Source organism: Paraburkholderia sp. BR14374, from assembly GCF_040948685.1.
Classification (GTDB): domain Bacteria; phylum Pseudomonadota; class Gammaproteobacteria; order Burkholderiales; family Burkholderiaceae; genus Paraburkholderia; species Paraburkholderia youngii.
Window position 1 is genome coordinate 582,837 of sequence record NZ_JBFPKF010000003.1, and the last position, 26,435, is coordinate 609,271.

Annotated in this window: 24 protein-coding genes; 13 read left to right on the top strand and 11 right to left on the bottom strand. The window is 62.4% G+C overall.

The features are described 5' to 3' along the window. Window positions 1-112: 112 nt before the first annotated feature. A complete protein-coding gene (locus tag AB3X86_RS09850; protein ID WP_368595804.1) occupies window positions 113-2,329 on the top strand; it encodes a beta-glucosidase in 2,217 nt (738 codons plus the stop codon). A 60-nt stretch (window positions 2,330-2,389) separates the two neighbouring features. Here AB3X86_RS09850 and AB3X86_RS09855 read toward each other — a convergent pair whose 3' ends face one another. The 4 genes from AB3X86_RS09855 to AB3X86_RS09870 all read right to left on the bottom strand — a co-directional run bounded on the left by AB3X86_RS09855 (window position 2,390) and on the right by AB3X86_RS09870 (window position 6,022). Further along, complete coding sequence (locus AB3X86_RS09855; RefSeq protein WP_368595805.1) at window positions 2,390-3,712, bottom strand: amidohydrolase family protein; 1,323 nt, start codon at window positions 3,710-3,712, stop codon at window positions 2,390-2,392. A 370-nt stretch (window positions 3,713-4,082) separates the two neighbouring features. Continuing rightward, window positions 4,083-4,499: a hypothetical protein gene (locus AB3X86_RS09860; RefSeq protein WP_368595806.1), complete on the bottom strand. Its 417-nt coding sequence runs from the start codon at window positions 4,497-4,499 to the stop codon at window positions 4,083-4,085. Between the two features lie 265 nt (window positions 4,500-4,764). Continuing rightward, window positions 4,765-5,304 carry a thioredoxin family protein gene (locus AB3X86_RS09865; protein WP_176382915.1) on the bottom strand — a complete coding sequence of 180 codons (540 nt, stop codon included), beginning with the start codon at window positions 5,302-5,304 and terminating at the stop codon, window positions 4,765-4,767. 1 nt (window position 5,305) lies between these two features. Next, window positions 5,306-6,022, bottom strand: coding sequence for a cytochrome c biogenesis CcdA family protein (locus AB3X86_RS09870; RefSeq protein WP_176125871.1), 717 nt, complete (start codon window positions 6,020-6,022; stop codon window positions 5,306-5,308). Window positions 6,023-6,403: 381 nt separating this feature from the next. Between AB3X86_RS09870 and AB3X86_RS09875 the strand changes: the two genes are divergently transcribed. From AB3X86_RS09875 to AB3X86_RS09890, 4 genes are all read left to right on the top strand, one after another. Then, window positions 6,404-7,447 carry an alpha/beta fold hydrolase gene (locus tag AB3X86_RS09875; RefSeq protein WP_368595807.1) on the top strand — a complete coding sequence of 348 codons (1,044 nt, stop codon included), beginning with the start codon at window positions 6,404-6,406 and terminating at the stop codon, window positions 7,445-7,447. A 380-nt stretch (window positions 7,448-7,827) separates the two neighbouring features. After that, a complete protein-coding gene (locus AB3X86_RS09880) occupies window positions 7,828-8,175 on the top strand; it encodes a DUF4148 domain-containing protein (protein ID WP_176382911.1) in 348 nt (115 codons plus the stop codon). 40 nt (window positions 8,176-8,215) lie between these two features. Further along, window positions 8,216-8,563, top strand: a complete 348-nt coding sequence (locus AB3X86_RS09885; RefSeq protein ID WP_368595808.1) for a DUF4148 domain-containing protein — start codon at window positions 8,216-8,218, stop codon at window positions 8,561-8,563. 86 nt (window positions 8,564-8,649) lie between these two features. Then, entirely contained in the window at window positions 8,650-9,438 is a 789-nt protein-coding gene (locus tag AB3X86_RS09890; RefSeq protein ID WP_368595809.1) for an alpha/beta fold hydrolase, read from the top strand. 23 nt (window positions 9,439-9,461) lie between these two features. Here AB3X86_RS09890 and AB3X86_RS09895 read toward each other — a convergent pair whose 3' ends face one another. Further along, window positions 9,462-9,935, bottom strand: a complete 474-nt coding sequence (locus AB3X86_RS09895; RefSeq protein ID WP_368595810.1) for an Lrp/AsnC family transcriptional regulator — start codon at window positions 9,933-9,935, stop codon at window positions 9,462-9,464. 336 nt (window positions 9,936-10,271) lie between these two features. Between AB3X86_RS09895 and AB3X86_RS09900 the strand changes: the two genes are divergently transcribed. Beyond that, the gene (locus tag AB3X86_RS09900) at window positions 10,272-10,901 is read left to right on the top strand and encodes a LysE family translocator (RefSeq protein ID WP_368595811.1); all 630 of its coding nucleotides are present in this window, start codon (window positions 10,272-10,274) and stop codon (window positions 10,899-10,901) included. A gap of 262 nt (window positions 10,902-11,163) precedes the next feature. Here the strand turns inward: AB3X86_RS09900 and AB3X86_RS09905 are convergent, their stop codons facing one another. The 5 genes from AB3X86_RS09905 to AB3X86_RS09925 all read right to left on the bottom strand — a co-directional run bounded on the left by AB3X86_RS09905 (window position 11,164) and on the right by AB3X86_RS09925 (window position 13,989). Next, window positions 11,164-11,964 (bottom strand): glucose 1-dehydrogenase, encoded by an 801-nt coding sequence (locus AB3X86_RS09905; protein WP_368595812.1) that lies wholly within the window; start codon window positions 11,962-11,964, stop codon window positions 11,164-11,166. Between the two features lie 107 nt (window positions 11,965-12,071). Continuing rightward, a complete protein-coding gene (locus AB3X86_RS09910; protein ID WP_013092523.1) occupies window positions 12,072-12,227 on the bottom strand; it encodes a DUF3309 family protein in 156 nt (51 codons plus the stop codon). 689 nt (window positions 12,228-12,916) lie between these two features. Continuing rightward, window positions 12,917-13,135: a hypothetical protein gene (locus AB3X86_RS09915; protein WP_176106812.1), complete on the bottom strand. Its 219-nt coding sequence runs from the start codon at window positions 13,133-13,135 to the stop codon at window positions 12,917-12,919. Window positions 13,136-13,331: 196 nt separating this feature from the next. Continuing rightward, the gene (locus AB3X86_RS09920; protein ID WP_368595813.1) at window positions 13,332-13,631 is read right to left on the bottom strand and encodes a hypothetical protein; all 300 of its coding nucleotides are present in this window, start codon (window positions 13,629-13,631) and stop codon (window positions 13,332-13,334) included. A gap of 88 nt (window positions 13,632-13,719) precedes the next feature. Beyond that, entirely contained in the window at window positions 13,720-13,989 is a 270-nt protein-coding gene (locus AB3X86_RS09925) for a hypothetical protein (RefSeq protein ID WP_176382900.1), read from the bottom strand. A 433-nt stretch (window positions 13,990-14,422) separates the two neighbouring features. On the opposite strand from AB3X86_RS09925, the gene AB3X86_RS09930 reads away from it, so the two are divergent. Next, window positions 14,423-16,582 (top strand): protein kinase, encoded by a 2,160-nt coding sequence (locus AB3X86_RS09930; protein WP_368595814.1) that lies wholly within the window; start codon window positions 14,423-14,425, stop codon window positions 16,580-16,582. Between the two features lie 28 nt (window positions 16,583-16,610). Here AB3X86_RS09930 and AB3X86_RS09935 read toward each other — a convergent pair whose 3' ends face one another. Continuing rightward, window positions 16,611-18,641 carry an SUMF1/EgtB/PvdO family nonheme iron enzyme gene (locus tag AB3X86_RS09935; RefSeq protein ID WP_368595815.1) on the bottom strand — a complete coding sequence of 677 codons (2,031 nt, stop codon included), beginning with the start codon at window positions 18,639-18,641 and terminating at the stop codon, window positions 16,611-16,613. Between the two features lie 311 nt (window positions 18,642-18,952). Between AB3X86_RS09935 and AB3X86_RS09940 the strand changes: the two genes are divergently transcribed. The 6 genes from AB3X86_RS09940 to AB3X86_RS09965 all read left to right on the top strand — a co-directional run bounded on the left by AB3X86_RS09940 (window position 18,953) and on the right by AB3X86_RS09965 (window position 26,405). Continuing rightward, complete coding sequence (locus AB3X86_RS09940; RefSeq protein WP_246391943.1) at window positions 18,953-19,456, top strand: DUF4399 domain-containing protein; 504 nt, start codon at window positions 18,953-18,955, stop codon at window positions 19,454-19,456. Window positions 19,457-19,502: 46 nt separating this feature from the next. Continuing rightward, window positions 19,503-19,940: a DUF4399 domain-containing protein gene (locus tag AB3X86_RS09945; RefSeq protein WP_176106807.1), complete on the top strand. Its 438-nt coding sequence runs from the start codon at window positions 19,503-19,505 to the stop codon at window positions 19,938-19,940. Window positions 19,941-20,192: 252 nt separating this feature from the next. Next, window positions 20,193-20,477, top strand: coding sequence for a hypothetical protein (locus tag AB3X86_RS09950; protein ID WP_368595816.1), 285 nt, complete (start codon window positions 20,193-20,195; stop codon window positions 20,475-20,477). Window positions 20,478-20,799: 322 nt separating this feature from the next. Beyond that, window positions 20,800-22,203 (top strand): efflux transporter outer membrane subunit, encoded by a 1,404-nt coding sequence (locus AB3X86_RS09955; protein WP_368595860.1) that lies wholly within the window; start codon window positions 20,800-20,802, stop codon window positions 22,201-22,203. Between the two features lie 238 nt (window positions 22,204-22,441). Continuing rightward, window positions 22,442-25,054 carry an FHA domain-containing protein gene (locus AB3X86_RS09960; RefSeq protein ID WP_368595817.1) on the top strand — a complete coding sequence of 871 codons (2,613 nt, stop codon included), beginning with the start codon at window positions 22,442-22,444 and terminating at the stop codon, window positions 25,052-25,054. Next, a complete protein-coding gene (locus AB3X86_RS09965) occupies window positions 25,032-26,405 on the top strand; it encodes an HlyD family efflux transporter periplasmic adaptor subunit (protein WP_368595818.1) in 1,374 nt (457 codons plus the stop codon). Before AB3X86_RS09960 ends, AB3X86_RS09965 begins: the two co-directional genes overlap by 23 nt. The last annotated feature ends 30 nt before the right edge of the window (window positions 26,406-26,435 follow it).

Here is a 26,435-nt window from a genome sequence, read left to right on the forward strand (position 1 = left end):
TCCAACAGGCAAACGTTTGCAGTCATCGCTGCATGCCTGTTTTCGCGTCCGCTTTCCACCCACTCGACGCGCTCCGTTGTCCCAAGAAGAGCACAATTTCGGAGAGACACCTATGCAGAAGAAACTATGGCCGGCCGTCGCGATAGCGGCGGCCGTGAGCGCTGCTGCGCACGCGGAAATGCCCACTCCTGGTCTCGACTTCGCACCCATGTCGACGGTGCTGAACGCGTTCGCGTCGGCGGCCGCGCATCGGCGCGCGGAAACGCTCGTCAACAAGATGACGATCGACGAAAAACTGCAGTTCATTCATTCGGAGTACGCGATGTCCGCCGTGCCGGGCGGCGGCGCGGGCTACATTCAGGGCGTGCCGCGTCTCGGCATTCCCGACCTGAACATGGTCGACTCAGCCACCGGTTCGGGCAGCACCAACCAGCCATCGACGACCTTCCCGGCGACGCTCGCGGTGGCGGCGAGTTGGGACCGCGCGCTGTCGTGGAACTTCGGCAAGCAGATCGCGATCCAGTTGCGTCAGCAGGGCTTCGGCATGGGCCTCGGCGGTGGCACCAACCTTGCGCGTGAGCCGCGCGGTGGCCGGCTCTTCGAGTATCTCGGCGAAGATCCGGTGCTCGCCGGTGAGATGCTCGCCGAACGCACCGACGGCACGCAAAGCCAGAAGGTCATCGCGACGATCAAGCACTACATGGGCAACGAGCAGGAACACAACCGCGGCGGCGGCAACAGCCAGATCGACGAGCGCACGATGCGCGAGCTCTATCTGCTGCCGTTCGAAATCGCCGCGCGGCGCGCGCAGCCGGGCAGCGTGATGTGCAGCTACAACGAGGTCAACGGCACCTATGCCTGCGAGAACTCGCACATTCTCAACGACGTGCTGAAGAACGACTGGCACTTCGAAGGTCAGGTGCAGTCGGACTGGGGCGCGACGCATAGCACTGCCTCCGCGATCAATGCCGGTCTCGACGAGGAAGAAGACGTCGGTTCGACCGTCTATCTGACGCCCACGCTGGTCAAGCAGGCGATCGCGAACGGCTCGGTGTCGACCGCGCGCCTCGACGACATGGTCGAGCGCAAGCTGTACGTGATGATCCGCACGGGTGTGATGGACGATCCGCCGAAGGGTGGCGCGACCATCGACTTCTCGGCCGCAAGAGCCTTTACGCAGTCGGTCGAAGAGCAGTCGATGGTACTGCTGACGAACGCCGGCAATCAGTTGCCGCTGTCCGCCGGTTCGCTGTCGCGTATCGCGGTGATCGGCGGGCACGCTGACGCGGCGGTGTTGACGGGCGGCGGTTCGGGCAACACCCGCGATCCGGTGACGGGCGCGTTCGCCGGTTGCGGCGGCTTGACGTTCGGCACCGAGACGGGCTGCAGCTGGTGGACCAACCCGTGGCTGAAGCTGAACACGCCGATCGTGTCGGCGATCAAGGCGCTCGCGCCGCAGGCCACGGTGACCTTTGCCGGCAACAGCGATCAGCAGTCGCCGTTTGCCGCCTATACGCAGCAGCAGATCACCCAGGCAGCAACGCTGGCCGCGAACTCCGACGTCGCGATCGTCGTGGTAGCGCAGCCGGCCGGCGAGGATATCGGCGATCTGCCGAGCCTGGGCCTCGCGAATCCGACCAACCAGGATGCACTCGTCGAAGCGGTTGCGGCGGCCAATCCGCATACGATCGTCGTCGTCGAAAGCGGCAACCCGGTGCTGATGCCGTGGAAGGACAGCGTGTCGGCGATCGTCGAAGCATGGTATCCGGGCGAAGGCGGCGGCAACGCGATTGCGAACGTGCTGTTCGGCAAGGTCAATCCTTCCGGCAAGCTGCCCGTCACGTTCCCGGTACGCGACCAGGACACGCCGACGTGGGGCACGAATGGCGCGTTTGCGGCGAACCCGGTGTACTCCGAGAAGCTCGATATGGGCTATCGCTGGTACGACTCGCAGAACATCACGCCGATGTTCGAGTTCGGCTACGGCCTGTCGTACACGCACTTCGCGTACTCGGGTCTATCGGTTCAGCATCTGCCCGACGGTCTGATCGATGTGTCGTTCAACGTGCGTAACGATGGGCGCGTCGCCGGTGCCGAAGTGCCGCAGGTGTATCTCGGCGTACCGTATCAGGGTGAGCCGCCGCGGCGTCTCGTCGGCTGGGACAAGGTTGGTCTGAACCCGGGCGAATCGCGTCGCGTGCACGTGGTCGTGACGCAGCGCATGCAGAGCGTGTGGGACACCACGAACAACCGTTGGCGCTATGTACCTGGCAGCACGGTGTACGTCGGCGCATCGTCGCGCGACATCCGTCTGCAGGGGCATGGCTAAATAGTGTGACGTCCTAGCGATCGCGGGCGCGCGAAGTTGCGCGCCCGCTTGTATTACCGATTACCCTTTCAGCGTGTTCTTGTAGAACTTTCCATCCTTCATCACGACCCGCAGGTTCTGCTCCGGGTTAGCCATCAGGTCGAGATTCTCGAGCGGATTGCCATCGACGAGAAGCAGATCGGCGTATGCACCTTCTTCGAGTACGCCGAGCTTGCGCGGATACGGATTGCGGTGCCCGGACAGCGCGAGTAGTTGTCCATTGGTGCCCGTTGCCATGGTCAATGCCTCAGCTCCGTTGTACCACCGCTTCATATGCGTGAGCATCCTGCCTTGCCCTGCGGCCACGGTCTGCGAAAAGATCAGGTCCGTGCCGAATGCGACCTTGATGCCATGCTTGCGCGCGAGTTTGAAAGCGCGATCGGTGCCCGCGATCACTTCGAGAAATTTCTCGCGGCTCTGTGGGGCGAGCGGGCCCACGTCGTCTTCGTTGACGAACGGCTGCGTGCTCAACCACGTGCCGTTCTTCGCCATCAACGCCGCAGTCTTGTCGTCCATCAGATGACCGTGCTCGACGCACTGCACGCCCGCCGCAACGGAGCGCTGAACCGCTTCTGGCATGTACGCATGCGTGAGGACATAGGTACCCCAGTCGGCCGCTGTTTCGACGGCCGCGCGCAACTGCTTTTCGGTAAAGGTGAGCATGTCGAGCGGACTGCGCGGCGTCGATACGCCACCGGAGCCGACCAGCTTGATCTGCGTCGCGCCCTGGATGAACTGCTCGCGCACGCGCAAGCGGACTTCGTCCTCGGTGTCGGCGATTGCGAAGCCACCGTCCCGCTCCAATTGGGTGACCTGGCTGCTGGTGCGCGGCAGCTCGGTCAGTGCGCGGAAATCGCCGTGACCGCCAGTGGTCGTGATCATCGCGCCAGACGGATAGATGCGCGGTCCGGAAATCATGCCGCTATCGATTGCCTGCTTCAGCGCGAATGACGGGCCGCCCGCGTCGCGGATCGTCGTGAAGCCGCGCAGTAGCGTGCGTTCCGCTTCAGCGCTTGCCGCGATATGGACGAGTGAAATGTCCGATTGAAGGATGACCTGAACCGGCACCGCCGCGAGCAGCGCATGCCAGTGCATGTCGATCATGCCGGGCATCATCACCTTGCCACCGCAATCGACCAGCGTTTTGCCGTCGATCGAAGCCGGTTGACCTCGACCCAACTGGCTGATGCTGTCACCCTCGACAACCATATAGAGGCCGTCACGCAACGTCGACGATTTGCCATCGAACAAACGGAAGTTCGTGAATAGCACCGGCTTCGCAGGCGGTGCTGGCGGCACGGTGGTTTGGGCATTGCTGAGCCCGGGCAGTACCAGACTCAACATCGAGGCGGCGAGACCAGTGACAAAACCGCGGCGCGACAGATCGGCGCTAATACGGCGGTTTGCATATTGCACTTGTGACTTGTCACAAAGACATGAGGAAGATGGACTGACTATTTTATTGCCAAGATACTTTCCTGAAGGCATAGCTCACCCCATGACGTGGACCACGGTGCATCGAAAGCCGCCGTCTGACTACAGTTCACAATTGGCGACGTGAGAGTCAAGCCAGCACAGAGTATCTGCTGCGAACGAGGATGGCAAATGCGGGAGCGGAGTGCGGAAATGATCGGTCGAACTAAGATAGCGATGCGACGAGCGGGCGTAGCGAGGGCCAGCCCGCCGGATCGATGAACGCCGAATCTTCGAGTATTCAGTGGCGGCGCTGAAATTCCCAATTGTCCGAACCGGACCGGCAGAATCGTGGAGTGAGATGCATCGTTTGTCCTCTTGCACTGAGGTCGATTGCCGCGACCCGGCATGTTCGCGCTTCTTCCTTGACCGTGTGTGAAGGCGTGATCGTCGCGTGGACACGAGGCCTGTTGCGCGTGGCCTCGTTCGTCCAGTCGAGTGTTTCGCCATCCTGCTTGGTATCGAGCGCCTGATTCACTGCGGACTGGATCGACGCGATGTCCGCTTGCCGCATCAGACTGATCGGCGTATCGCTCAGGAATCCAAGGTTGATGGCCGCGTGAGCGCCCATCGTTTCCAGCACGAGCAAGCTACCAATAACCGCTTTGTACAGCCGCGACGGTACTGACATGGGTTGGTTCTCCTGAGAAGAGGTCATGCGGAGATCGAAGGCCAGAAGGACAATAACGGCAATGACAGCCGATAGTACCATTGGAAAAGTCTTGACGAATACGCTCGTCCAGCCCGGGCGCGAAGGGTCCGTTTTACACCTTGAAAGCGTCGCCGGCAGCGAATCTGGAGCAGGGTTTGGTGGACGAAGAGAAGCCCGCCTGGCCCGACGATTCGGTTCAGGCGGGCTTGTGCGATCACAGCTCGATGTAGTCTGATCGTCGCGACCAGCGTCATCGCGACGGAGCGCTTCGTCAGTTCTTCTGCGCGAGCAGCGCCTGAATCTTCGCTTCGGTCTGCGCATAGTCGCCTTCTCCAAAGTGCGAGTAGACGATATGACCTTGCTTGTCGATCAGATAGAACGCGGGCCAGTACTGGTTGTTATACGCATTCCAGGTCGCGTACTGGTTGTCCTGCGCAACCGGATAGGTGATGCCGAGCCGCTTGAGCGCGGTCTTCACATTGCCGGTGTCGCGTTCGAACGGATATTCGGGCGTATGCACGCCGATCACCGTGAGCCCCTGATCCTTGTACTTCTGGTTCCAGCTTTTCACGTAAGGCAGCGTGTTGGCGCAATTGATGCAGCTATAGGTCCAGAAGTCGACGAGTACTACTTTGCCGCGCAACTGCTGCAATTTAAGCGGCTCGCTATTGAGCCATTGCGTGATGCCTGTGAGCTCGGGTGCAGGCGGCCCGCTTTCCTGCGGCGCGGCGATCGCGGCCGTACTCGCCGCGATCAACGCGCAAGCGGCAAACGCGGCGGACAGTGCGAAGCTTTTCAATCGGGTAGTCATGTCAAAGTCCTTTGAGTGAGGGGAAAAGGCCGGCGAGCCGCGCGTACAGCAGCACGTCGTACTGCAAATAGATGGCGAGTGCGGTCAGCATCACCAGTACGCCGAATACCTGTTGCAGACGCTCTGCGTGACGCGAGACGACACGTACGTGACGCGTCACGTAATGTCCGCCATAGATGATCGCGAGCATTGGAATCGCTGCGCCGATCGCATACAGCGTGAGCAGCAGGGCCGACCAACCGAGGTCCTGAGCTTTCACGACGAGCACGAGAATCGACGCGAGCACGGGTCCGGCGCAGGGTGTCCATACCGCGCCGAGCGACATGCCGAGCACGAAGCCACCCGCGTTGCCGCTGCCCGGCTGCGTGCCCGGAGCGATGGCCGCGCCGATCCGGTCGAGCGGTCCTTGCAGTTGCGCGACGAGCCAGTCATAGGGGCGCGGCCAGATACGCAGAAGTCCGGACAGTGCGAGCAACGCGATGCCGGTATTGCGCAGTACCTGTTGCGCGACGTGCACGGTGCTCGACACAGCGCCCAATAGCAGCGCGAAAGACGCGAAGGTCAGAATGAAGCCGGCAACGATGAAGAGCGGCCGCGTACGGCTCGGTTGTTCGACGGAAGTGCCGAGCAGGATCGGCATCACCGGCAGTACGCAGGGAGAGGCAATCGTCAGCAACCCGGCGAGCAGGGCGAGCGGAGTTTCGAGGGTACTGTGCATGATGGGCGTTCCGTTGGCTGGGATGACCATATTGGAACGCCCGCGCGTATCTGGTTTATGTCGGCGATCAGGCGCGGTTGCAAGGTTGTGTGTCCGCGCACGGCGCAGATACATTGCGACACAAACCGGCTCACGAGTCGACGCGCTGCGGTGGCTGCCGAGCGGTCCCGGCGTGAGCACCTCATTGAAATAGCGAAGGCGCTGTTGGTTGGCCTCACGCATTTGGTTAGTCGACCAGGGCCAAGCGTTGCCTACAAAGCAACGATGTGTGGACTTAGTTGCTCTTCCTGATGACAGCCTGCGCTGTCACCATTCGTCTCAAGCAGTATTCGATTCGTTTATTCCAATCCGTATCAAAGCTTGGCTCAAAGGAGAACAACCATGTCGGATCAGATCAATAGCCGTCGCCGCCGCTTTCTCGGAACGGCGGTTGCGGGTATCAGCCTGCTCGAATTGGGACTGAGCGGACTCGCGCATGCGCAATCGGCCGACACGGCCGGCAATGCGAAAGCAGGCGCGCGCGTGGCGTCGTTCCAGAACATTCGCTCAATCAATGCAGGCACCTTGAGCATCAGCTATGCGGAAGCAGGTCCGCAGAACGGACCGGTGGTCATTCTGCTGCACGGCTGGCCTTACGACATCTACAGCTTTGCCGAAGTAACGCCGTTGCTGACGGCGGCCGGTTATCGAGTGATCGTGCCTTACCTGCGCGGCTACGGCGGCACGCGTTTTCTGTCGGCCGATACGCCGCGCAACGGTCAACAGGCGGTGGTCGCGGTCGACATCATCAACCTGATGGACGCGCTAAAAATCGACAAGGCCGTGCTCGGTGGCTTCGACTGGGGCGCGCGCACGGTGAACATCGTCGCCGCGCTGTGGCCGCAACGCGTGAAGGCGATGGTGTCGGTGAGTGGATATCTGATCGGCAGCCAGGAGGCTAACCGCGCGCCGTTGCCGCCGAAGGCCGAGCTCGCGTGGTGGTATCAGTTCTATTTCGCCACCGAGCGTGGCCGCGCGGGTTATGAAGCGAACCGTCATGACTTCAACAAGCTGATCTGGCATACGGCCTCACCGAAATGGAATTTCGACGATGCCACGTTCGAGCGCTCCGCCGAATCGTTCAATAACCCGGACCATGTTGCCGTGGTGATTCACAACTACCGCTGGCGTCTGGGACTCGCGCAGGGCGAGCCGCAATACGACGAACTCGAAAAGCGCCTCGCGACCGGACCGACGATCGCGGTGCCGACCATCACGCTCGAAGGCGATGCGAACGGCGCCGCGCATCCCGAACCCGCTGCATACGCGAAGAAGTTTACCGGCAAGTATCAGCACCGCAACGTCAGCGGCGGCATCGGCCACAACCTGCCGCAGGAAGCGCCGAAAGATTTTGCGGATGCGATTCTCGACGTCACGCGCCTTTGATCGAGCCGGCGCTCGCCGGCTTTTCTCTTCTAAACAGAACCCCGGCAGCCGAACGCACGGCTGCCGGGGTTTTTTCATGGGCGGGCCATTTGCAGCACGCGCACAACTCGCGAGACGCATGCGACGCTGGCACTGCGCCGCATGTTCGGAAGCGGGGTTTTGTATCGCAACGTATCAACGGCGTACGCAGACAAACACGCTTGCAGAAATGGGGGGTGACGAAAACATTGCAGATACGTTGGAGCGTTCTAATGTCTTCACGCAAGGTTGATTCACGACGTTGCGTGTGAATCAGGCGGGGCATGACAGTGTATCTGCATTGATGGCTTTGTGTTCCGCTCAATCCTTATCCCTGATGGTTTGATACCCGGAGAAGACTCATGAAACTCGTTCAATCGCTGCTCGTCGCCGCACTCGTCGCCGCTCCTGTCGTTTCGTTCGCGCAATCGCAACCGCAACACGCGCTCACTCGCGCTGAAGTTCGCGCGCAGGTGGTCCAGTTGCAGAAGGCCGGCTATAGCCCGGCTAGTGACAACGCGCAATACCCGCAGAACATCGAGGCGGCAGAAGCGCGGGTCAGCGCCAGCAAGGACGCTACCGCGTACGGCGGTGTCGAGAATGGAAGCTCGGCTTCCAGCTCGCATCTGCCGATGAAGCATGCGGCTGCGCATGGAGCCAACGACGGCTCGAACGTTGTCGGCCTTGGCTCGATCTACGCGCACTCCTGATTCGTTGATCGCTGAATGTTCTGATACCCGGAGAAGACTCATGAAACTCGTTCAATCGCTGCTCGTCACCGCACTCGTTGCTGTTCCCGTTGTTTCGTTTGCGCAATCGCAACCGCAACAAGCGCTCACTCGTGCTGAAGTTCGTGCGGAGCTGGTCCAATTGCAAAAGGCCGGCTACAACCCGGCCAGCGACAACACGCAATACCCGCAGAACATCGAGGCGGCCGAGACGCGCATCAGCGCGGGCCATGACGCTTCCGCCTACGGCGGCGTCGCGAACGGCAGTTCGGCTTCGGGCTCGCACGTGCCGATGAAACATGCGGCGGCGGATCGCGTATATGACGGCTCCAACGTCGTCGGCCTCGGTTCCATCTACGCGCATTCGTGATCGACACAAATGAGCAAGCCGTCCGCGCGCATCGATTCATGTCGACGCGCGGACGCGTTGTTTAACCCACCTGACGAGAAAAAACGATGACCACGCTGCTGAAAAAAATTCTCGGTTCCGTTCTGTTGCTGGGCGGACTGTTCGCATTGCAGGCCACGGAGTTCGCGCAGGCTGCGCCGTCCGACGACCTGAAGGGCAAGAACGTCGTGCTCGTTCATGGCGCCTTCGCTGACGGGTCGAGCTGGGACAAAGTGATCCCGTTGCTCGAAGCGCGCGGCCTGCATGTCGTGGCCGTGCAGAATCCACTGAGTTCGCTCGCCGACGACGTGGCCGCAACCCGGCGCGTGATCGCGCAGCAAAACGGACCTGTGATTCTGGTCGGCCATTCATGGGGCGGCGTGGTGGTTAGCGAAGCCGGCAACGACGACAAGGTGAAGAGCCTCGTATACGTCGCGGCATTTGCGCCGGACAACCGCCAGTCCATCGCCGACATCACGAAAGACAAACCCGCTCCGGTCTGGGCTAACGAGTTGCGCAAGGACTCGGCCGGCTATCTGACGCTATCGACCCACGCGGTGCTCGACGACTTCGCGCAGGATCTGCCGCTGCCGCAGAAACGCCTGATCGCGGCGACCCAGCAGCCGTGGGCCGCTGGCTGTATCGACGACAAGGTGACGAACGCCGCCTGGCATGACAAGCCGTCGTATTTCGTGGTGTCGGGCCGCGACCGCATGATCGATCCGGCCTTGCAACTGGAGATGGCGAAGCACATCGAAGCGAAGATCACGCGCGTCGACACGAGCCATGTCGCGATGCTGAGTCAGCCGCAAGCGGTGGCCGACGCGATCATCGCCGCCTCGCGGGCCGCGCATTAAAGCGCGCGCAGGCTGATCGCCAATCAGATTGCGATCGATGGAATGCTCTTCATGCAGCGCAGCGCGAACATCGAGCGGCTATGGCAAATGCCTGCGATCTTGTAGAGCTTTTCGCGCAGAAAGCGTTCGTAGCCGGCGGTGCCGTCTACCGCGACCTTGACCAGGTAGTCGTAATCGCCAGACACCAGGTACGCTTCGAGTACTTCGCTGAGCGTGGCGAGTTCGGCGCCGAAGCGCGCGAGCGCGTCTTCGTCGTGGCGGTCCAGCGTGACTTCGAGCAGCACGACGTCCGCGAAACCGAGCTTCTGCTGATCGAGCAAGGCAACATAGCCGCGGATATACCCTTCGTTTTCGAGTTGCCGCGTGCGATTCCAGCACGCGGTGGTCGACATGCCGACCAGTTCCGCAAGATCCGCATTGCTGAGCCGGGCGTTCTTCTGAAGCTCGCGCATGATCTTGCGATCGAGGGCGTCGAGCGGGCGGTTTCGGGTGTTCATCAACGATGGTGGAAGAATATTTTGCTAAACAATATTGTAGGTGAAGATCGTTCCGAGTAGGCGGCATCAGAGGATGCGTTTAAGAAGCCTATCCAGCCGGGCTCCGGGTATATTTTCAACGTGCATTCATGCCCGGGACATCCGCCCGGACCGCAGGCCTCGCGCCGGCGATCCTCCGTGGCCAAAAGCCGCTTTTTCGGTGTCTCACCGCCTTCACGGTAAGGCGGCACGCGGGCGAATTCCGGCGTTACCCACGCCGGAAGGCGCGCTCACCGGGCATGGACGCATGTCGCCGCATGTGTCTATCGCAACTCTCTTTTGCCTGCTGATTCGCCAATGCCGATCCAGTTGTATGTTTCGTTTCTTCTCGCGTCCGCCGTACTCGTTTATTCGCCCGGGCCGGTCAATGTTCTTACGATGAGTCAGGCGCTAAGCGCTGGATGGCGCGCGGCATTGCCCTGTGTATGGGGTGGCACCTGCGCGGTATTGCTGCAACTCGCTTTTACCGCGTTGTGTCTGAACTCGCTATTGCTGATCGATGAGCACGCGCTAATCGTGATGCGCTGGGCCGGCGCGATTTATCTGGTTTATCTGGGCTTTAAACAATGGCGAAGCGGCACATTCGCGGCTTCGCCGCTTCTAGCCAAAGGCGCTGGACAACGCGGTTTGTTTTGGCGCGGCTTCGCGACGTCGGGCCTGAATCCGAAAACGCTATTGTTCTTCCCGTCTTTCTTTCCACAGTTCATCAGTACTTCGCCGAATGAAGTCCATTGGTCGGCCAATCATCAGTACTTTTTGCTGGCCAGTACTTTTGCACTGATGTTCGCGTTGGGCGTCGCATCGACGGCAATCTTCTCACACCGTCTGCGCACGGTTCTGCAGCGGCCGGCGCGGCTGCGCGTCGTGAACCGCCTGATGGGTAGCTTACTGGTTGGAATGGGCGCGCTGATGGCGGCGGTACGCTGACTACGAAACGAGCCGCATACCGCCGCCGTGGGGACAACGTCACCCTTATCGTCTGTACCGCGCGATATCAATGGAAAATGAGGTACAGGATGATCAGTACGATCAACGGAACGCCGAGTAGCCAGCCAAGCAGGTAAGGCATGATGTCATCTCCTTTCTTTAAGTTCGAATACGAAGGAGTGTCAGCAGGCCGCGTGCCTGAGTCGAAACGGCACCAGGCTGCGGCGCATAGGGGTGTCGTATCTCGTGCCCGTATCGTTCTCTAGCCGTTATTCGAGAAGCCCGGATACAGCGTCATCCCGCCATCGACGAACAGCGTCGTGCCGACGACGTAATCGCTTTCATCGGAAGCAAGCCACACCGCCGCCTTGCCGATATCTTCCACGGCGCCGACGCGTCCATAGGGAATCAACTGCAATAGTTTGTCGAGTGCCGCTTGCGAATCCCACGCGTCCTGATTGATCCGCGTGCGGATCGCGCCCGGCGCAATCGAATTGACGCGAATGCGCTCGGGTGCCACTTCCTGCGCCAACGATTTCATGAACATCTGAACGCCGCCTTTCGACGCGGCGTAATTTACGCGCCCTGCCCACGGAATGACCTCGTGAACGGAACTCATGCAAATGATCTTGCCGAGTGCTTTCGATACGGTCGTCGGGCCGCGGCGGCGGAATTCTTTTACTGCGGCCTGGCAGGTTAGAAACTGGCCGGTCAGATTCGTCGACAGCACGAGTTGCCAATCGTCGAGCGTCATGTCGGCGAATGCGCTGTCCTTCTGCAGTCCGGCATTCGCGACCACGATATCGATGCCGCCAAAGCGCGCGCGACTCGCCTCGAAGAGGTTCGCTACCTGAGCGGGACTGGATACGTCTGCCTGGATCGCGATTGCCGATCCACCGGATTCTTCTATTTCGTCGGCGAGCTTTTCATCAGGTTCCGCGTGCGAATGATAATTGAGCACGACCGCCGCGCCAGCATTCGCGAGTGCTTTGGCGACGCCATAGCCGATTCCCGAACTTGCGCCGGTAATCAGCGCCACCTGATTGGCCAGTAACTTTTCCATTTGAGTGCTCCGGCAACGACGAAAAGCGAAGCCGCCACCTACCGGCGCGCGACATCGCGCGGATAGACGGCGGCCCGCCTGTGGTGTTGCAGTCCACGACGCGTGGCCTATATCACGCCGGCAACCAGCAGAACGATCACCACGATCAATACGATGCCGAGTCCGCCGGTCGGACCATAGCCCCACGCCCGGCTGTGCGGCCACGCCGGAAAAGCGCCGATCAGCAGCAGAATCAGCACGATGAGAAGAATGGTTCCTAGCATGTTATGACCTCCGCCTGGTTGAAGGGGACCTGCTGTACCACGTTGCCCACAGGGCTGCAGGGTCATCCATAGAGAGCAAACCGTGTACCCAGGGCCGATCCTTTAAGAGGTTCACAGTGGCAGCGCACGCCGCGTGCGGAGATTCGCGAGTCAGTTAGAACGGCACCCATTGCGCTCAGAACATGACCCGGGTGCCGTTTTTCCAATTGCGGACACGTCGCGCGTCCTATAGAAGGTAGGGTCCGTTGATGCTGCCTTCGAAGATCGCGGTGTTGATGTCCCAATCGTCGACGGTGCCCGTGCCGCCACCGTCCACCTTGACGACTACCGATCGGCCGCCGCGCAACATTTCTCCTTGACGTGAAAAGGCGAGCACAGTGCGGCGCCCGCCTCGATTTCTGCAAGGGCTATGCCAACGTAGGGGAAGTGAGCCGCAAAATGGAGCGGGGGCCGCGATGCGAAACCTGGCAAGGATCCGCGCGATAGCCGCATTGAATCACACCGGATACGACCGCGATCTCGAGTCGAAGTGTTTGCGCGCGTCGCACGGGTCGCGTGCGAATGGTTTCGGCGCAGCGCAGGGTCGCGCGTGGCGAACCGACGCGTGCAACGCTCTATCGCAAGCCCAAACGGAAACGGCACGCGCCCTGTGCGCGTGCCGTGATGCTGAAACGCCCCCGCGAGCAATGCTAGCGGCGTCGCCCTTTGCGCGGCGCAGCGGCTTCCGCGATACGCAGATGCGCGTCCGGAAAGCCCGGCGGGTATTCGACGACGCGCGTCGCGGCCGGCACCAGCGGCGCGGCGAGACTCGAACGCGCGCCGACACGAGCGCCGCCGACGATCGCGGCCATCGCCTCGCGGTCGAGTTCGACGCTTTCGGTCAGATCCTTGATGCTCAGCTTGGCCATGACGGCTCCAGAAAAACGCGTCGGCGGCCAGACCCGTTCGGGTTCCGGCCGCCGGGCTCGGAATGTGTTCAGTGTGCTATTCGTTTTACTGCGGTCTCAACGCACTATCAGTATAGGAAATCCGTTCGCGGCGTGCGCGGTCGTGGCGCTGTCGCGGCAGAGAAGGAACCCCCCGGTCCCCTGCTGCTGCCCCGGCTTACACGGCGGAGAGGTTCGCGCCCGCCAGGATCGGATCGACTTTCAGCTTCGGCAGCACGACGCCCGGGCCGATAGAGCCGATGTCATTGAGCGCTGCGACATTGACGATTTGCTGTTGAGCCAGATTCTGAGTGACGTTGACATTGACGTTGACGTTGGCGATGCCGGCAAGGCTGCCGAGACCACCAGGGCCCGAGGGCATGGGCACGTTGCTGCCGGTGCCGCCGGCGATCCCGGACATGGTCCGGCGATCGAGTTCGCGCGCGCCGGGCAGATCGCGAATCATGAGGGATGACATGGCGTTTCTCCTAAAACGTATGGAAGGCGGACATGCATGGCTTGCGGCGAAGCGGCCCGCGACAGCGGGCGCCTCGCCGCGCCATGCATTAGTGGCCGTTAGAGTTGCTCGACACGACATACGGGCTGAGCGTCGAGTCGATGCCTTCGGAGAACGCAACGTTGTTGCCGTTGGCGTTCTGGAAGTTCAGTTCGGTGTTGATGAATTGCGAGGTGGTGCTGTTCTTGATGCGCGTCGGCGCATAGACCGGGGCGAAGCTGTAGTACTGGCTGGGGCCATAGCCACCGCGTACGGCTTTCATGGCCTTGCTGTCGAGTTGTTCGGTAACGGACAGGTCTTTGATCATCAGCGTTTTCATCGTGAGTCTCCTGAAGGAAGTTTTCGCAGTGTCGCGAGTGGTTTCGAGCAATTCGTTTGCTCGGGCATCACTAATGCACAGGCTGTGCCAGTGGTGGCCACGTATCCTGAGGAAATCGACGAAGCCTTGTCGTATAAGGGTTTTGCGCGAGGTTCGGCCGCCGTGCCGGTCCGCTCGAAACGCGTTGACGCGCTAGAGGCGGTGGCGGCAGTCCGACATCGCGGCGGACCCTGTTGGCTCGCACGCGACATTGCACGCCACACCATGCGGCGCGGCGCGCGGCTCATGCCTGGTTTGCCTGGTTTGCGAAAGCGCGGACCGGGAGCTAGTATCGAAGCGGCACATGTAACTGGATACGACAGCTTCTCTATCGACCCGCGTGGCGTCGGTCGCATGCGACACGGTCCAGCGGCAACGGCGGTGCTTCGCAAAAATGGCTAGCCTTGCGCGTGTGATTCTCGACTTCCAGAGCGGCGAGCTGTCGCGCGACGAGTTCGTCGCGCAGCTCGACAGCGCGTTGGCGACCGAGCAACTCGGTCCGACGCGGCTGCTGGAGACGCTGTACGCCGCGCATCACAAGTCACCGTTGCCCGAGGATCTCTATCTGGAAGTGCGGCGGCGCATCGAGCTGCTGCGCGTGTCGAACGTCGCGGCGGGTGGCGAGGAAACCGGCATACAGACCACGGTCGATCTACCGCCGCTGCGTTCGTCGAGCGCGGGCGGCGCTGGCAGCGCGGGCAGCGCAAGTACCACTGGAAGCACCGCGCACGAAACCATCAAAGGCATCGGCGATACCCTGAACAACCGCTTCGTGCTCGAAGAGTGCCTCGGCGTGGGCGGCATGGGCACCGTGTACAAGGCGCTCGATCTGCGCAAGCTCGAAGCGTCGGACCGCAAGCCCTATCTCGCGATCAAGGTGCTGAACGTCCAGTTTCGCGGCAATCCGAATTCGCTGGTCGCGTTGCAGCGCGAAGCACGCAAGGCGCAGGTGCTCGCGCATCGCAACATCATCACCGTGTACGACTTCGACCGCGACGGGCCGATCGTCTATCTGACGATGGAGTACCTGAGCGGTAAGCCGCTCAGCCAGCTGCTGCGCACGCCTGGATATCAGGGGATGCCGGTGCGGGCCGCGCTGCCGATCGTGCGCGGCATGTGCGCGGCGCTCGCCTACGCGCACGAGCGCGGCTTCGTCCATTGCGATTTCAAACCCGCGAACGTGTTTCTGACCACCAATGCCGAAGTGAAAGTGATCGACTTCGGCATCGCGCGCGTATTCCAACGGCCGGAAGAGGAGAGCGACGCGACCGTGTTCGATCCCGGCAGTCTCGGCGCGTTGACGCCGGCCTATGCGAGCCCGGAGATGATCGAGCATCGCGAGCCTGACCCGCGCGACGACATCTACGCGCTTGGCTGCATCACCTACGAGCTGCTGACCGGACATCATCCGTTCGACCGCCTGTCGGCCACGCAGGCGCGCAATGCCGAGTTCAAGCCGCAGCGTCCGCCGAATCTCGATGCGCGCCAATGGCGCGCATTGCGTGCCGCGTTGTCGTTCGACCGCAATACGCGGATGCCGAGCGTCGAGCGCTTTATCGCCGAGTTCGACAATGAAGCGCGCGCGGAGAAGTCCGGGTCGCTCGCATGGGCCGGGCTCGCTACGCTGGCCGTCGTGTGCGCGGTTACGGTGGGCGTGTTCGCTGTTCGCTCGGGGTCCAACCGGCAGCAGGCCGCGCGTTCCGAGGCGGCGGGACCGCTGGGCGATCAGGTCGATCGGGCGGCTGCGGCGTCCGCTGTCGCGCCTGCAACGAATGCCGCACAGACAGCGCCTTCGGCTGGCGCGAATGAAGGCGGTACTACAACGGGTGGTGCGGCCGCAACCGCGACGCCGGCGCCCGCGCCCAAGCCCGCGTTGACGCTTGCCGCGATCACGCCCACGCTTGCCCGCGTACCGTGTTCGGCTTTATCGGGCGCGGTGCAGGACCACGCACTGACGGTGCGCGGTTTCCTGTCGCAGCGGTACGGCGCCGCGCGTCTGAAGGAGACCTTGGCGGCGCTGCCTGGCGTCGATACGGTTTCGCTCGACGTGCGGCCGCTCGCCGACGACAAATGCGACTTCGTCAAAACGCTTGCGCCGTTTCTGGTGCGCAACTGGCAGGCGGGACGGGCAGCGTCGCTGCACATGCGACCGCCAAGCGGTTTGCTGACCGAGAACGACTCGCTGGTGGTCGACCTGAAAGCGCCTCCGTTCGATTCCTTCGCGACCGTCGACTACTACCAGTTAGACGGCCACGTCGTGCACATGGTGCCGAGCCGTCTGTGGCCGGACAACCAGATGCAGGCCAGCGGCGGTCCGTACACGATCGGCAGCAATGCGGGCGATTGGACCGTATCGAAGCCGTTCGGCTCGGAGATGGTGGTGCTGGTTGTGACCCCGGTGCCGCTGTTCGACAAGCTGCGCCCGGAAAGCGAAGCGCGCGCCGATTATCTGCGCGCGCTCGAGACGCGGTTGAAGCAGATCGGCGGCCAATACGGGCAGGATCGTCTATTGGCGGACTTCGCGCCGATTACGACCAAACCCGCCAAGCCATGATCCGTCAGAGAGCCAATCGAAACGGCCCTCAGCGCAAATCCTTGACGACGCGAAAACCGTTCTGCGATTGACGCACGCCCGCGCTGTATTTGAAGCGCGTCGCGCTGAGCATGTAGTCGCCGCCTTCGCGCCACGAGCCGCCGCGAATCGCGCGCATCTCGCAGCCGGGCGCGTCCCATGCGTGGCCGTCGGCGGGTGCGCCCTGATAGGAGTTGTGCCAGCAGTCGGCGGTCCATTCCCAGACGCCGCCGTTCATGTCGTACAGACCCAGCGGATTCGCGGCGAACGTGCCGACGCTTTCCGGTCCTTCCTTGTGCCACGGGTCGCCGCAGTCCTTGCAATTGGCGTTGCCCTTGCGCATCTGATCGCCCCACCAGTACGCGGTCGTGGTGCCGGCGCGATCCGCGTATTCCCATTCGGCTTCGGTCGGCAGACGGTACGGTTTGCCGGTCGTTTTGGCGAGCCATTTGACGTACTGCTGCGCGTCGTCCCAACTCAGATCGCGCGCGGGTGCGGTCTTGATGCTATTGCTCTCCGGGGTCAGCTTCTGGCATGCGCCGGCGGCGACGCACGCATTCCATTGCTCGACCGTCACCGGGAATTTGCCGATCGCGAAGGGTGCGCCGATGCTCACGTGATGCACGGGCTTTTCCGAAGGGTCGTCGGTATTGCTGCCCATTGCGAACGAGCCGGCGGGTACGGCGACCATGATCGGACAGGTGGCGCAGTCGCGGATTTCACCGGCGGTCGGCGGATGGGCGACGGTCTTTTCGGCGAAGGGCGCAGCGGCGGCCGTGGCGGGCGGCGTCGGCGCTGGCGCGGCAGCGGGGCGCGGTGGTGGCGGCGCGGCCGCGCTCGCTTGCGCCGCGGGACGCGCGACCTGGGCAGGCGGTGCGGGTGGCGCGACATGCCCGCTCTGCGCCGCGGGCGCGGCTGGTTGCGCACCACTCACCGCCGGAGTCGATGCCGCCGCGCGCAATCGATCGATACGCGCATGCGCGAGTGTGGCGAAGCGCCCATTCGGATAGGCCTTCAGATAAGCCTCGTAATCGGCTGGGTAGTTGCTGTCCTTGATCGACTCCCAGAACGTGATTTCGTATTGTTCGCCGCTTTCCTTCGGCATGATGCCGCGACTGCGCGGTATTGCGGCGCGATCGTCCGACGTAATCGACGACGCGATAGTGCGTTCGCCACTGGTAGGAATGGAAGTACGCGCTACGGAGAGCCACGGCTGCTGCGCTCCGCGAGTGGCGGCGCGCACCTCGGTGGCGACTTGGCGGAACAGCGCGGCGAGCGATTGGGACGATGCGTCGGCATCATCGAGCGCGTGCAGCAACGCACTGGTGTAGACGCCATGCCGTGGACCGTCCGCCGCGAAACCACCCGGCGCGGTTGCGTAGGCAATCACGGTGTTGGCAGCGAGCTTCGGTTGGTTGGTCGCAATCTCGGCGGGCCTAAATGGATTGTCGAGGCAGGTATCGAGAATCAGCAGATTGAGCCGGCCGGCGCGAGCCGATTGCATCGCCTGCAAGACGGTATTCAGTTCGACGCCGTTATTCAGCAACGACACCGGTGCGCGGTTATCGGCTCGAGCATCGAGTCCCGCCGGCAACAGCAGCGTTTGTCCGGCTACCTGCATGCCGTGTCCGGCGAAATAGAAGAGCCCGATATCGCCTGTCTTCAAACGTCGTTGAAATTCGTCGATCGCCGCGCGCATTTGCGGCGGCGTCGCATTCGTGCGCGTGATGACTTCGAAGCCACGCGCCCGGAGTGCAGCGCCGATCGATTCGGCGTCGCGCGGCGCGTTGGCGCGGATCGGGTTAGCGGCGTCGCCGTATTCGCCATTTCCGATCACGAGTGCGATACGCCGCGAATGGGTGTCGTCGCGTGACGAAGCAAAGGGTGAAGGAAGCAGAGCGGTATTCGCCGGCCGCCCCGGTTCACTCGTCACCGAAGCCGCACTCGGCTCGATGAATTCGCGTTGCGTCGCGGCACCGGCGCTATCCCACTGCGCCTGGATTGCCCCAACCACGCACACCAGCAGGAATCGTCGCCACATCGTTTTATCCTGTTTGTACCGGACAGAATTCAGGCATTCGCGCACCACGATCGCGCTGTCCGCGCTCATTATTAACGATAGCACGCGCTTCGCGTCATAACTGTCCGGGAGTCCTGAACGCGTCATACGGTTAACGAGCATTGCGTATCTTTTTGGCAAGTTACGTTCTAAGCTGATTCACAAAGTCACCTCACACGGCCGTTTTAACTAGGTGGCGGTCTACCGATTTCAATCCGCGACAAGCCGCTCGAACACCCGGATGGCCATCGATAGCCGGGCCCAGCCATGACTCCTGTTCGGGAGAGTGCGCTATGCGAAGAACCCGTGTTTCCTCTCTTTTCGGCAGACGTGATCCGGCACAAGCGCATTGCGGCGGATTGCGCGCGGCGGTGTGCGCGACGCTCGTCGCGGTTTGCATCGGCATAGGAACGGGCGGCGTCGCGCGCGCCGAGCAGACGGCGTCACCGCCGGGGGCCGAGGAGTACATCATCTGGCCGTCGGATGGCGCGGTGATTCACGGGGGCAAGCTGTGGGTGCGCATGGGACTGCGCAATATGGGCGTGTGTCCGAAGGGCATCGCGTTTCCGAATACCGGCCACCATCATCTGCTGATCGACACGGATTTGCCCGCGCTCGACCAGGAGATTCCATCGGACCGCCAGCACCTGCATTTCGGCGCGGGCGAAACCGACGCGCGCATCGAGTTGCCGCCCGGCAAGCACACGCTTCAGCTGATTCTCGGCGACCATCATCACGTGCCGCACAACCCGCCGGTGTATTCGAAGAAGATCACCATCACTGTGCTAAAAGACTAACGCGATCCGTTGGTTCGAACCGGTCAAGCCGGAACGGAGAGTCCTGATGAACAAGATCATTGCGGCCGCGGCATTCGTCGCGGCGGCGCTGACGGCATCGACAGCACCGCAGGGTGGGTGGGCCGCGACGCCGTCGCCGCCCAGCGCATACGCGTATATCGGCTATCCGAACGATGGCCAGGTGGTGCCCGCCAATAAGCCGTTTCGCGTGTGGTTCGGCCTGCGCTTCATGGGCGTCGCGCCGAAAGGCGTGAAGTACCCGAACACCGGCCACCACCATCTTCTGATCGATAGCGAGCTGCCGCCGCTGGATCAGGAGATACCCTCGGATCGCCACCATCTGCATTTCGGCGCGGGCGAAACGGAAACGATGATTTCATTGCCGCCGGGCAGGCATACGTTGCAGCTGTTGATGGGCGACGACATGCATATGCCGCATAACCCGCCGGTGTATTCGAAGAAGATCACAGTGATCGCGCGCTGACTGTCACCATGCAGCCAACAACGCGGCATGCCCTGTTGGCTGCGATCCACCATTCGCGAGCCCCCGCTCCGCCGGTCGGTAGCGACGCCACGGCGGGCGCGTTCTTCCAGGCCTTTACTGCAAGGCCATCATGACCCGGATAACGAAAGCGAAGCACTCCTGGCATAGCCCATGCATCAGTAGCGCCCGAGCAGACAAGTTGCTCGAACCCGACGCACCACGATGCGCTTTCCCTTTCCCAGGAGTTTTGCCATGAACACGCTGATGATCAAGGACCTGTCCAACACCGAACAACTCGACAGCAAGGCGATGAGCGCCGTGCGCGGCGGCAACAGCTACTACTGCCCGATGCCGTCATACCTCAGCTATGCGCCCGTCTATGCGCCGACCAGCATCAAGAACATCTGCACGACGCAGTCGATCAACACGGAAATGAACATCCAGAGCGCGAATGGCAACAACTCGGCGCTGGTCAGCGGTACGACGACCTACATCGAACCGACCGTGTACTCGAGCAATGTCAACGACGTGAAGTGAGCGACGCTCGCACGCGCGGCCCGAGCGGCCGCGTGGGCGCGCCGCCGTAGCCGCGTCGCTCAAAAAGACCATTCATTCAATCGTCCTTTCCACGCATCCTTCGCGTATCCGCCGCTCCCCTTCGAGATTTCCGCCGCTTCATCGCTGAAGCCGCGCGGACGCGGCTCGGCCTCGAAAAACCGGCCGTCTCGCGCGAAACAGGCGGGTGCAACTGGAGACAACCGTGTCAGCATCGCCGGATTCATCGCTCGGTTTGTCGTGTGATTCGCCGGACCTTCAGCGGGTTTGCGCCGCAGCCACGGCGCCGCGCCGCATCGGCCGCATGCTGCGCGGCCTCGGCGCCGCGACGATGTGCGCATTGGCGTTGAGTGCCTGCGTCGACGTCAGGATGCCGGCTTATCAACGCCCGGACACGCCGGCCAAGACATCATGGTCGGATCGCCAGGGCGCGCCGGTATCGGCCGCGGAGACGATCGAGCGCGACTGGTGGAAGGGCTTCCAGGACCCGTATCTGGATACGCTGATCGACAAGGCTATCGACGGCAACTTCGATATCCGGGTGCTAGCCGCGCGTATCGAAGTCGCGCACACGCAGATCAGCGAGACGGGCGCGGCCGCATTACCGACGGCGGACCTCGGTGCGGGCGCCGACTATTCGAAGACGACCGGCCAGCCTTTGACGAGGACCTACAACCTCGCGCTGCAGGTGAACTGGGACATCGACATCTGGGGCAAGGTCGAAAAAGGCGTGCAGGCGCAAAAGGCCGAATTCCACGCGACCGAAGCGGATTGGCGCGCGGGGTATCTCGAACTCGTCGCGAACGTAGCCAGTACCTATTTCCAGATCCTGCAATTCGACGACCAGATCGCCCAGCAGCAAAAGACCATCGCCACCAACAAGCAAATCCTGACGATCTACGAAGGCCAGGCGCGCAACGGGATCGTGCCGCAAACGCAGGTGTTGCGCCAGCAGGCGGAGATCAACCGCCTGACCAACGATCTCTACGATCTGCGCCGCTCGCGGGCAGTCTCGGACAACGCACTGTGCACGTTGCTCGGCGTGCCGGCCGGCGAATTCCATGTGCCGCAGGGCCATTTGCAGGAGCGCGTGAAATTGCCGGGCGTGCCCGACGGTTTGCCCGCGCAATTGCTGTCGCGCCGCCCCGATGTGGTGGCAGCCGAATTCAGGGTGCTCGAAGCCTATGACCTCGTCGGTCAGTCGAAGCTCGCGCAATTGCCGAGCATCGGCCTGACCGCTCAGGGCGGCACGGCAAGCTATGCGCTCAACCAGCTGCTGAAGTCGTTCACGTTCGGCCTGATGCCGAGCATCAACTTTCCGCTGTTCGATCCGGGTGTGCGCGCTCATGTGAAGGTGACCGAGGCGCAATCGAAAGTCGCCGAACAGCAATATCGGGTGGCCGTGATGGGAGCGTTCGAGGAAGTGGAGAACGCGCTCGTCAATCTGAGTGCGCATAAGGCGCAGCATGAGGAATTGCAGCAGCAGGTGGCGCGCTTGCAGATCGTGGCGGATCAGATCCAGTCGCAACTGCACCTTGGCGTGGTGTCGCAACTCGAGGTGTTCGAAGACGAGCGCACCTTGCTGCAGGCGCAACAGGCGTTGCTGGAAAACCACCAATTGATTCTGTCCGATACGGTAACGCTTTATAAGGCGCTCGGCGGTGGATGGTCCAGTATCGACGTGCAGGCGCAGGCCAAAGAAAAGTAACGAAGCATTGAGCTAATCCACGAGTTGGCGTACCACGCGGGTATTTCGTCGGGTGACGACTTATCCGCTGTCTTCTCATCCGGCGATCCAAATTGACACTCTCGATGCGTGACTTAAAATCCTTTAGGGGTCAGCGTTTGCGTGGCTCTTCGCGACAATATCGTTGGGCCGTCGTTCTTTGTCCAGTTCGCCCCGCGTTCCTGCCGCGGCAGGTAAACGCTTAAGCGATCCAGAGAAAATGGCCACCGGCGAAGCTCCGATTGCTGAAATGCGCACGACAGCGGACGCTGCTTTCGACGTGGTGTTGTCGCCGGTTGCGTGCGCGCAGCGCCCCGCGCTCGACGCCATTCGCATCGTCGACAACCTGTTCGCGGTCGGCCGCAGCGAAGCGCCGTTCAACGACTATCCGGCACAATTGACCGCCGGTCTGTCGCGCCGGCATGCGCGTCTTTTCATCGAGCATGGCGCGATTTACGTCGCCGATCTCGGCAGCAAGAACGGCACGACGGTCAACGGCATCGCGGTGCGGCAAACTCCCGCGCGCGTGCGCGGCGGCGATGAACTCTGCTTTGGCGGCGAACTGTGCTATCGCGTCGGCATCGAGCCGCGCGCGCGCGTCGTCACGGGCCGAAGCGCTTCGCCCCTCACTCATCTATTGCTGGTGCCGCAGCGCGACGATCTGGGTCTGCAACCGGTCGACGTGCTGGCTTTTCCGTTCCTGGTCAGCAAAACGGACGAGATCTTCTCGCGCTACAAAGACCGTTATCCGCACCAGGTCAATTACATTTCGCGGCGCCATGCGCACCTGTTTCTGAAGGGCGGCCAGCTCTATGTCGAGGACCTCGGCAGCACCAACGGCACGTTCGTGAATGGCCAGCGGATCGGCGAATCGGCGCTTGCGCTGGTGGACGGAGATGTCGTTGCATTTGGCGGCGACCACTTCGTCTACAGGGTGTCGCTACAGAACTCCGCCGACACCGAACCCACCGTGACCCAGTTCTCTCTTCGCCCCGCCGCCGACAGTGCCGCCGATGCCGACAAGACGACCTTCGTCGGCGCGGCGCATTCGTTTCTCGACATCTTTTGCGTCGATCCGGCACTGCAACGCGAAGACGAAGTGAACGAGGCGGCGCAATCGGGCTCCGCGCGCGCGAAGCGCGATGGAGCGGGGGCGGCAAGCGGCGCGCAAGCCGCAAAGGCCGCGCAGGCAGTACACCCTGCCGACACGAAAGACGGCGCGAATGAAAGAAGCGGCAAAGGCAAACCCGCGGGACGAAGCAAGCCGCGTCGCTGGAAGATGGTCGCCGGCGAACTCCACAAGGCGTTCGCGGACGGCGAGCGCACCAATGTGCGGCGCGCGGCGGCATGGGGCGGCGCGGGTGTTGCGCTCGTGGTTGCGCTTGGCGTGGGCCTCTATCTGCACGGTTCATCGGAACGCGAGTTGAAGAGCCTGCTCGCGAACGGTGACTACTCGAACGCCTTCACGATGGCGCGCGGCTATCTGGCCACGCACCCGGCGGACACCAGGATCAGCGCGCTCGCCAGCGAGGCGTTGCTGAAAGCGAACTTGCCGGGCTGGATCGAAGCCGTGCAAAAAGCGCAGTTCGACCGGGCCGACGCGCTGCTGAAGAACATGAGGGCGTTGAGCGCGACGGACTCCGATGCCGCGTCGCTGGTCGGCGAATTGCAGTGGATCGGCGATCTCGAACGCTTCGTCGCGGCGCGCGGCGGCGTCGACGCGCCGATCCGCATGTATGCGGACGAGGCGACGATCAACGGTCTGCTGCACCGCTGGGACGACGACGCGACGAGTCATCAGCGCGCGCTCGACCGGATTGCGAGCTATGTGCCGGCCTTCGCGGAGCCCTACGCGCACACGCTGAGCCATCTGCGCAAGCTCGAAAGCGACGATTCCGTGTACGTCGCCGCGATAGATCGGCTCAATGGCGTGATCCAAACCGAACTCTCGCGCGACAAACCCGACGCGCTGCCGCCGGTATTCGACGATTACGCACAGCGCTACCCACGGCTCGCGGGGCTCGACAGAGTGCGCGACGATTTGCGCCAATACACCGCGTTGCTGAATGCCGCATTGAGCCGCCAATTGACGTCGTTGCTCGCGATGATGAAAACGGCGCGCTTCAGCACGCCGCCTTTCCAGGCGCAATACCAGCAGCTTGCGGCGACGCGTTTGCCGTCGGCGGACATCGTTCAACGTCAGGACGCGGTTGATGCCGCGTGGCAGCGCGGCGACGCGCAGCAGGCGCTCAGCGAATTGCAGTCGATGCCGGCGAGCCCATGGTCCGACGTGCTCGCTGCCGAAGCGGCGCACAAGAAGGCGCTAGCCGATCGATACAACGATCTGCAGAAAACGCGTGGCGGCAAAGACTACGACCAGCGTCTGCTGTCGTTCTACGCGAGCCTCGATCCGCGCACCGACGCGTGGTTCGTGCAGGCGATCCAGAAAGACGTCGCCGCGTTGCATGACAATGCCCTCGCGCGTGCGCAGGATCTGTTGCTGCGCGCGCAAAGCCTGTGGAAAGAGTACCGCGCGAACGGCCCGATCGGCGGCACGCAGCGGCTCGAAGCCGGCATCTCGCCGGGCTTTCGCAGCGAGGCGCGCCTGCTTAGCGACGCGCAGACGGCGGCACGGCAGGGCATGCGCATCTATACGCAGCTAAAGGCCGATCATCCCGCCGACTTCGATCGCCTGCTCGCGGATATCGACGCCGAAGCGAGTTTGCAGCGCCGCTCGTTGACCGAGTTGCGCATGGTGCTGGACCCTGGGCTCCTGAAAGCGAAGCTCGCGTTGATTGGAGGCGATCAGAGTGAAACGCGATCCTCACCCTAGACCGTTGTCGGAGGCGCTCGAAGATCATAGCGTCGAAGGCATCGCGATCCTCACGTCCGAGCCGGTGCGGATTGCGCGCGCGCTGATCTGGGCGATGGTTGCGCTCGTCGTGTCGGGCCTGCTGTGGTCGTTCGTCGGCCGCGCGGATGTGATCGTCAGTGCGCCCGGCACATTGTCGCCGGAATCGGAGGTGCGGCGCATCTATACGCCGATCGACGGCGAGCTCGCGGATCTGTATATCGCCGAGGGGCAGCCGGTGTCGAAAGGCGACGTGCTCGCGCGGCTCAATGCGCGCGGCGCGATCGAAGCTGCGAGCAACGCGTTACAGGCGCAACTGAAACTCGAAGACGCCGAACGCGAATGGAAGCAGTTTCCGGAGAAAAAGGCGTTGATGGAACGCAAGGCTGCGTCGTTGAAGGCGCAACTCGAAGTCGAGGAGCGTCTGCACGAGAATCGCGTTTCGGAAGGCACGACCAAACTTGCCGAAGGGCAGAAGGCCGAACTCGACGAAGCGCGCAGCTCGCTCGATAATGCGCGCCGCGCGCGCGAAGCGGCGAACCAGGAACTCGATCGCTATTCGCGGCTGTTCGCGCAGCCGGGCGGCGGCGGCATCGCCGAATTGCAGGTCGAGCAGAAACGCACGGCCGCGCTCGAAGCGGATAACGCCTTCCGTGTCGCGCAGTCGAAGCTGGCCGAGCTGGACTTTCGCCTGAGCCATGAATACGCGCAGGCGAATGCGCAACTCGCGACGAGCGGGCAGCAAAGCACCGATCTGCAGCTGCAATACGATCAGGCGGTGCGCGACGTGACCGATGCGGAAGACAAACTGCGCGTGCAATTGCAAAGCGCGCGTCTGGAAGCCGATGCCGCCGCGCGCGTGCGCTTCGAGAACATCGATAAGGACAATTTTCTGCTGATTCTGGCGCCGGTTTCCGGCGTGATTACCGACGTCACGTCGACGCAGCGCGGCGACAAGATTCAGGCGAATGCACCGCTCGGCGGTATTGCGCCAAAAGACGCGCGGCCCGTGCTGAAGATCGAAATCTCCGAACACGACCGCGCCTTTCTGCACGTGGGCCTGCCGGTCAAATTGAAGTTCAATGCGTTTCCTTACCAGCGCTACGGATTGATCAGCGGCACGCTCGCGTATATCTCGCCGGCCACGAAGCCGTCCGCGCAGGACAAGCAACCGGTCTACGAGGGCCGCGTCACGCTCGAAAAGGATTACTACCAGGTGGCCGGCACGCGTTACCCACTGCGTTACGGCATGACGGCCAATGCGGAAATCGTCGTGCGCGAGCGGCGCCTGATCGACCTCGGTCTCGATCCGTTCAGAGAGGTGGCGGGTTGAGCGCGCGAATCAAACATCCCAGCAAGGAGC

Bases quoted from the DNA above. Each gene is read 5' to 3' on its own strand.
- AB3X86_RS09850 (WP_368595804.1), top strand. From the start codon at position 113: ATGCAGAAGAAACTATGGCCGGCCGTCGCGATAGCGGCGGCCGTGAGC.
- AB3X86_RS09855 (WP_368595805.1), bottom strand. From the start codon at position 3,712: ATGTTGAGTCTGGTACTGCCCGGGCTCAGCAATGCCCAAACCACCGTG.
- AB3X86_RS09860 (WP_368595806.1), bottom strand. From the start codon at position 4,499: ATGACCTCTTCTCAGGAGAACCAACCCATGTCAGTACCGTCGCGGCTG.
- AB3X86_RS09865 (WP_176382915.1), bottom strand. From the start codon at position 5,304: ATGACTACCCGATTGAAAAGCTTCGCACTGTCCGCCGCGTTTGCCGCT.
- AB3X86_RS09870 (WP_176125871.1), bottom strand. From the start codon at position 6,022: ATGCACAGTACCCTCGAAACTCCGCTCGCCCTGCTCGCCGGGTTGCTG.
- AB3X86_RS09875 (WP_368595807.1), top strand. From the start codon at position 6,404: ATGTCGGATCAGATCAATAGCCGTCGCCGCCGCTTTCTCGGAACGGCG.
- AB3X86_RS09880 (WP_176382911.1), top strand. From the start codon at position 7,828: ATGAAACTCGTTCAATCGCTGCTCGTCGCCGCACTCGTCGCCGCTCCT.
- AB3X86_RS09885 (WP_368595808.1), top strand. From the start codon at position 8,216: ATGAAACTCGTTCAATCGCTGCTCGTCACCGCACTCGTTGCTGTTCCC.
- AB3X86_RS09890 (WP_368595809.1), top strand. From the start codon at position 8,650: ATGACCACGCTGCTGAAAAAAATTCTCGGTTCCGTTCTGTTGCTGGGC.
- AB3X86_RS09895 (WP_368595810.1), bottom strand. From the start codon at position 9,935: ATGAACACCCGAAACCGCCCGCTCGACGCCCTCGATCGCAAGATCATG.
- AB3X86_RS09900 (WP_368595811.1), top strand. From the start codon at position 10,272: ATGCCGATCCAGTTGTATGTTTCGTTTCTTCTCGCGTCCGCCGTACTC.
- AB3X86_RS09905 (WP_368595812.1), bottom strand. From the start codon at position 11,964: ATGGAAAAGTTACTGGCCAATCAGGTGGCGCTGATTACCGGCGCAAGT.
- AB3X86_RS09910 (WP_013092523.1), bottom strand. From the start codon at position 12,227: ATGCTAGGAACCATTCTTCTCATCGTGCTGATTCTGCTGCTGATCGGC.
- AB3X86_RS09915 (WP_176106812.1), bottom strand. From the start codon at position 13,135: ATGGCCAAGCTGAGCATCAAGGATCTGACCGAAAGCGTCGAACTCGAC.
- AB3X86_RS09920 (WP_368595813.1), bottom strand. From the start codon at position 13,631: ATGTCATCCCTCATGATTCGCGATCTGCCCGGCGCGCGCGAACTCGAT.
- AB3X86_RS09925 (WP_176382900.1), bottom strand. From the start codon at position 13,989: ATGAAAACGCTGATGATCAAAGACCTGTCCGTTACCGAACAACTCGAC.
- AB3X86_RS09930 (WP_368595814.1), top strand. From the start codon at position 14,423: ATGGCTAGCCTTGCGCGTGTGATTCTCGACTTCCAGAGCGGCGAGCTG.
- AB3X86_RS09935 (WP_368595815.1), bottom strand. From the start codon at position 18,641: ATGTGGCGACGATTCCTGCTGGTGTGCGTGGTTGGGGCAATCCAGGCG.
- AB3X86_RS09940 (WP_246391943.1), top strand. From the start codon at position 18,953: ATGCGAAGAACCCGTGTTTCCTCTCTTTTCGGCAGACGTGATCCGGCA.
- AB3X86_RS09945 (WP_176106807.1), top strand. From the start codon at position 19,503: ATGAACAAGATCATTGCGGCCGCGGCATTCGTCGCGGCGGCGCTGACG.
- AB3X86_RS09950 (WP_368595816.1), top strand. From the start codon at position 20,193: ATGAACACGCTGATGATCAAGGACCTGTCCAACACCGAACAACTCGAC.
- AB3X86_RS09955 (WP_368595860.1), top strand. From the start codon at position 20,800: ATGCTGCGCGGCCTCGGCGCCGCGACGATGTGCGCATTGGCGTTGAGT.
- AB3X86_RS09960 (WP_368595817.1), top strand. From the start codon at position 22,442: ATGGCCACCGGCGAAGCTCCGATTGCTGAAATGCGCACGACAGCGGAC.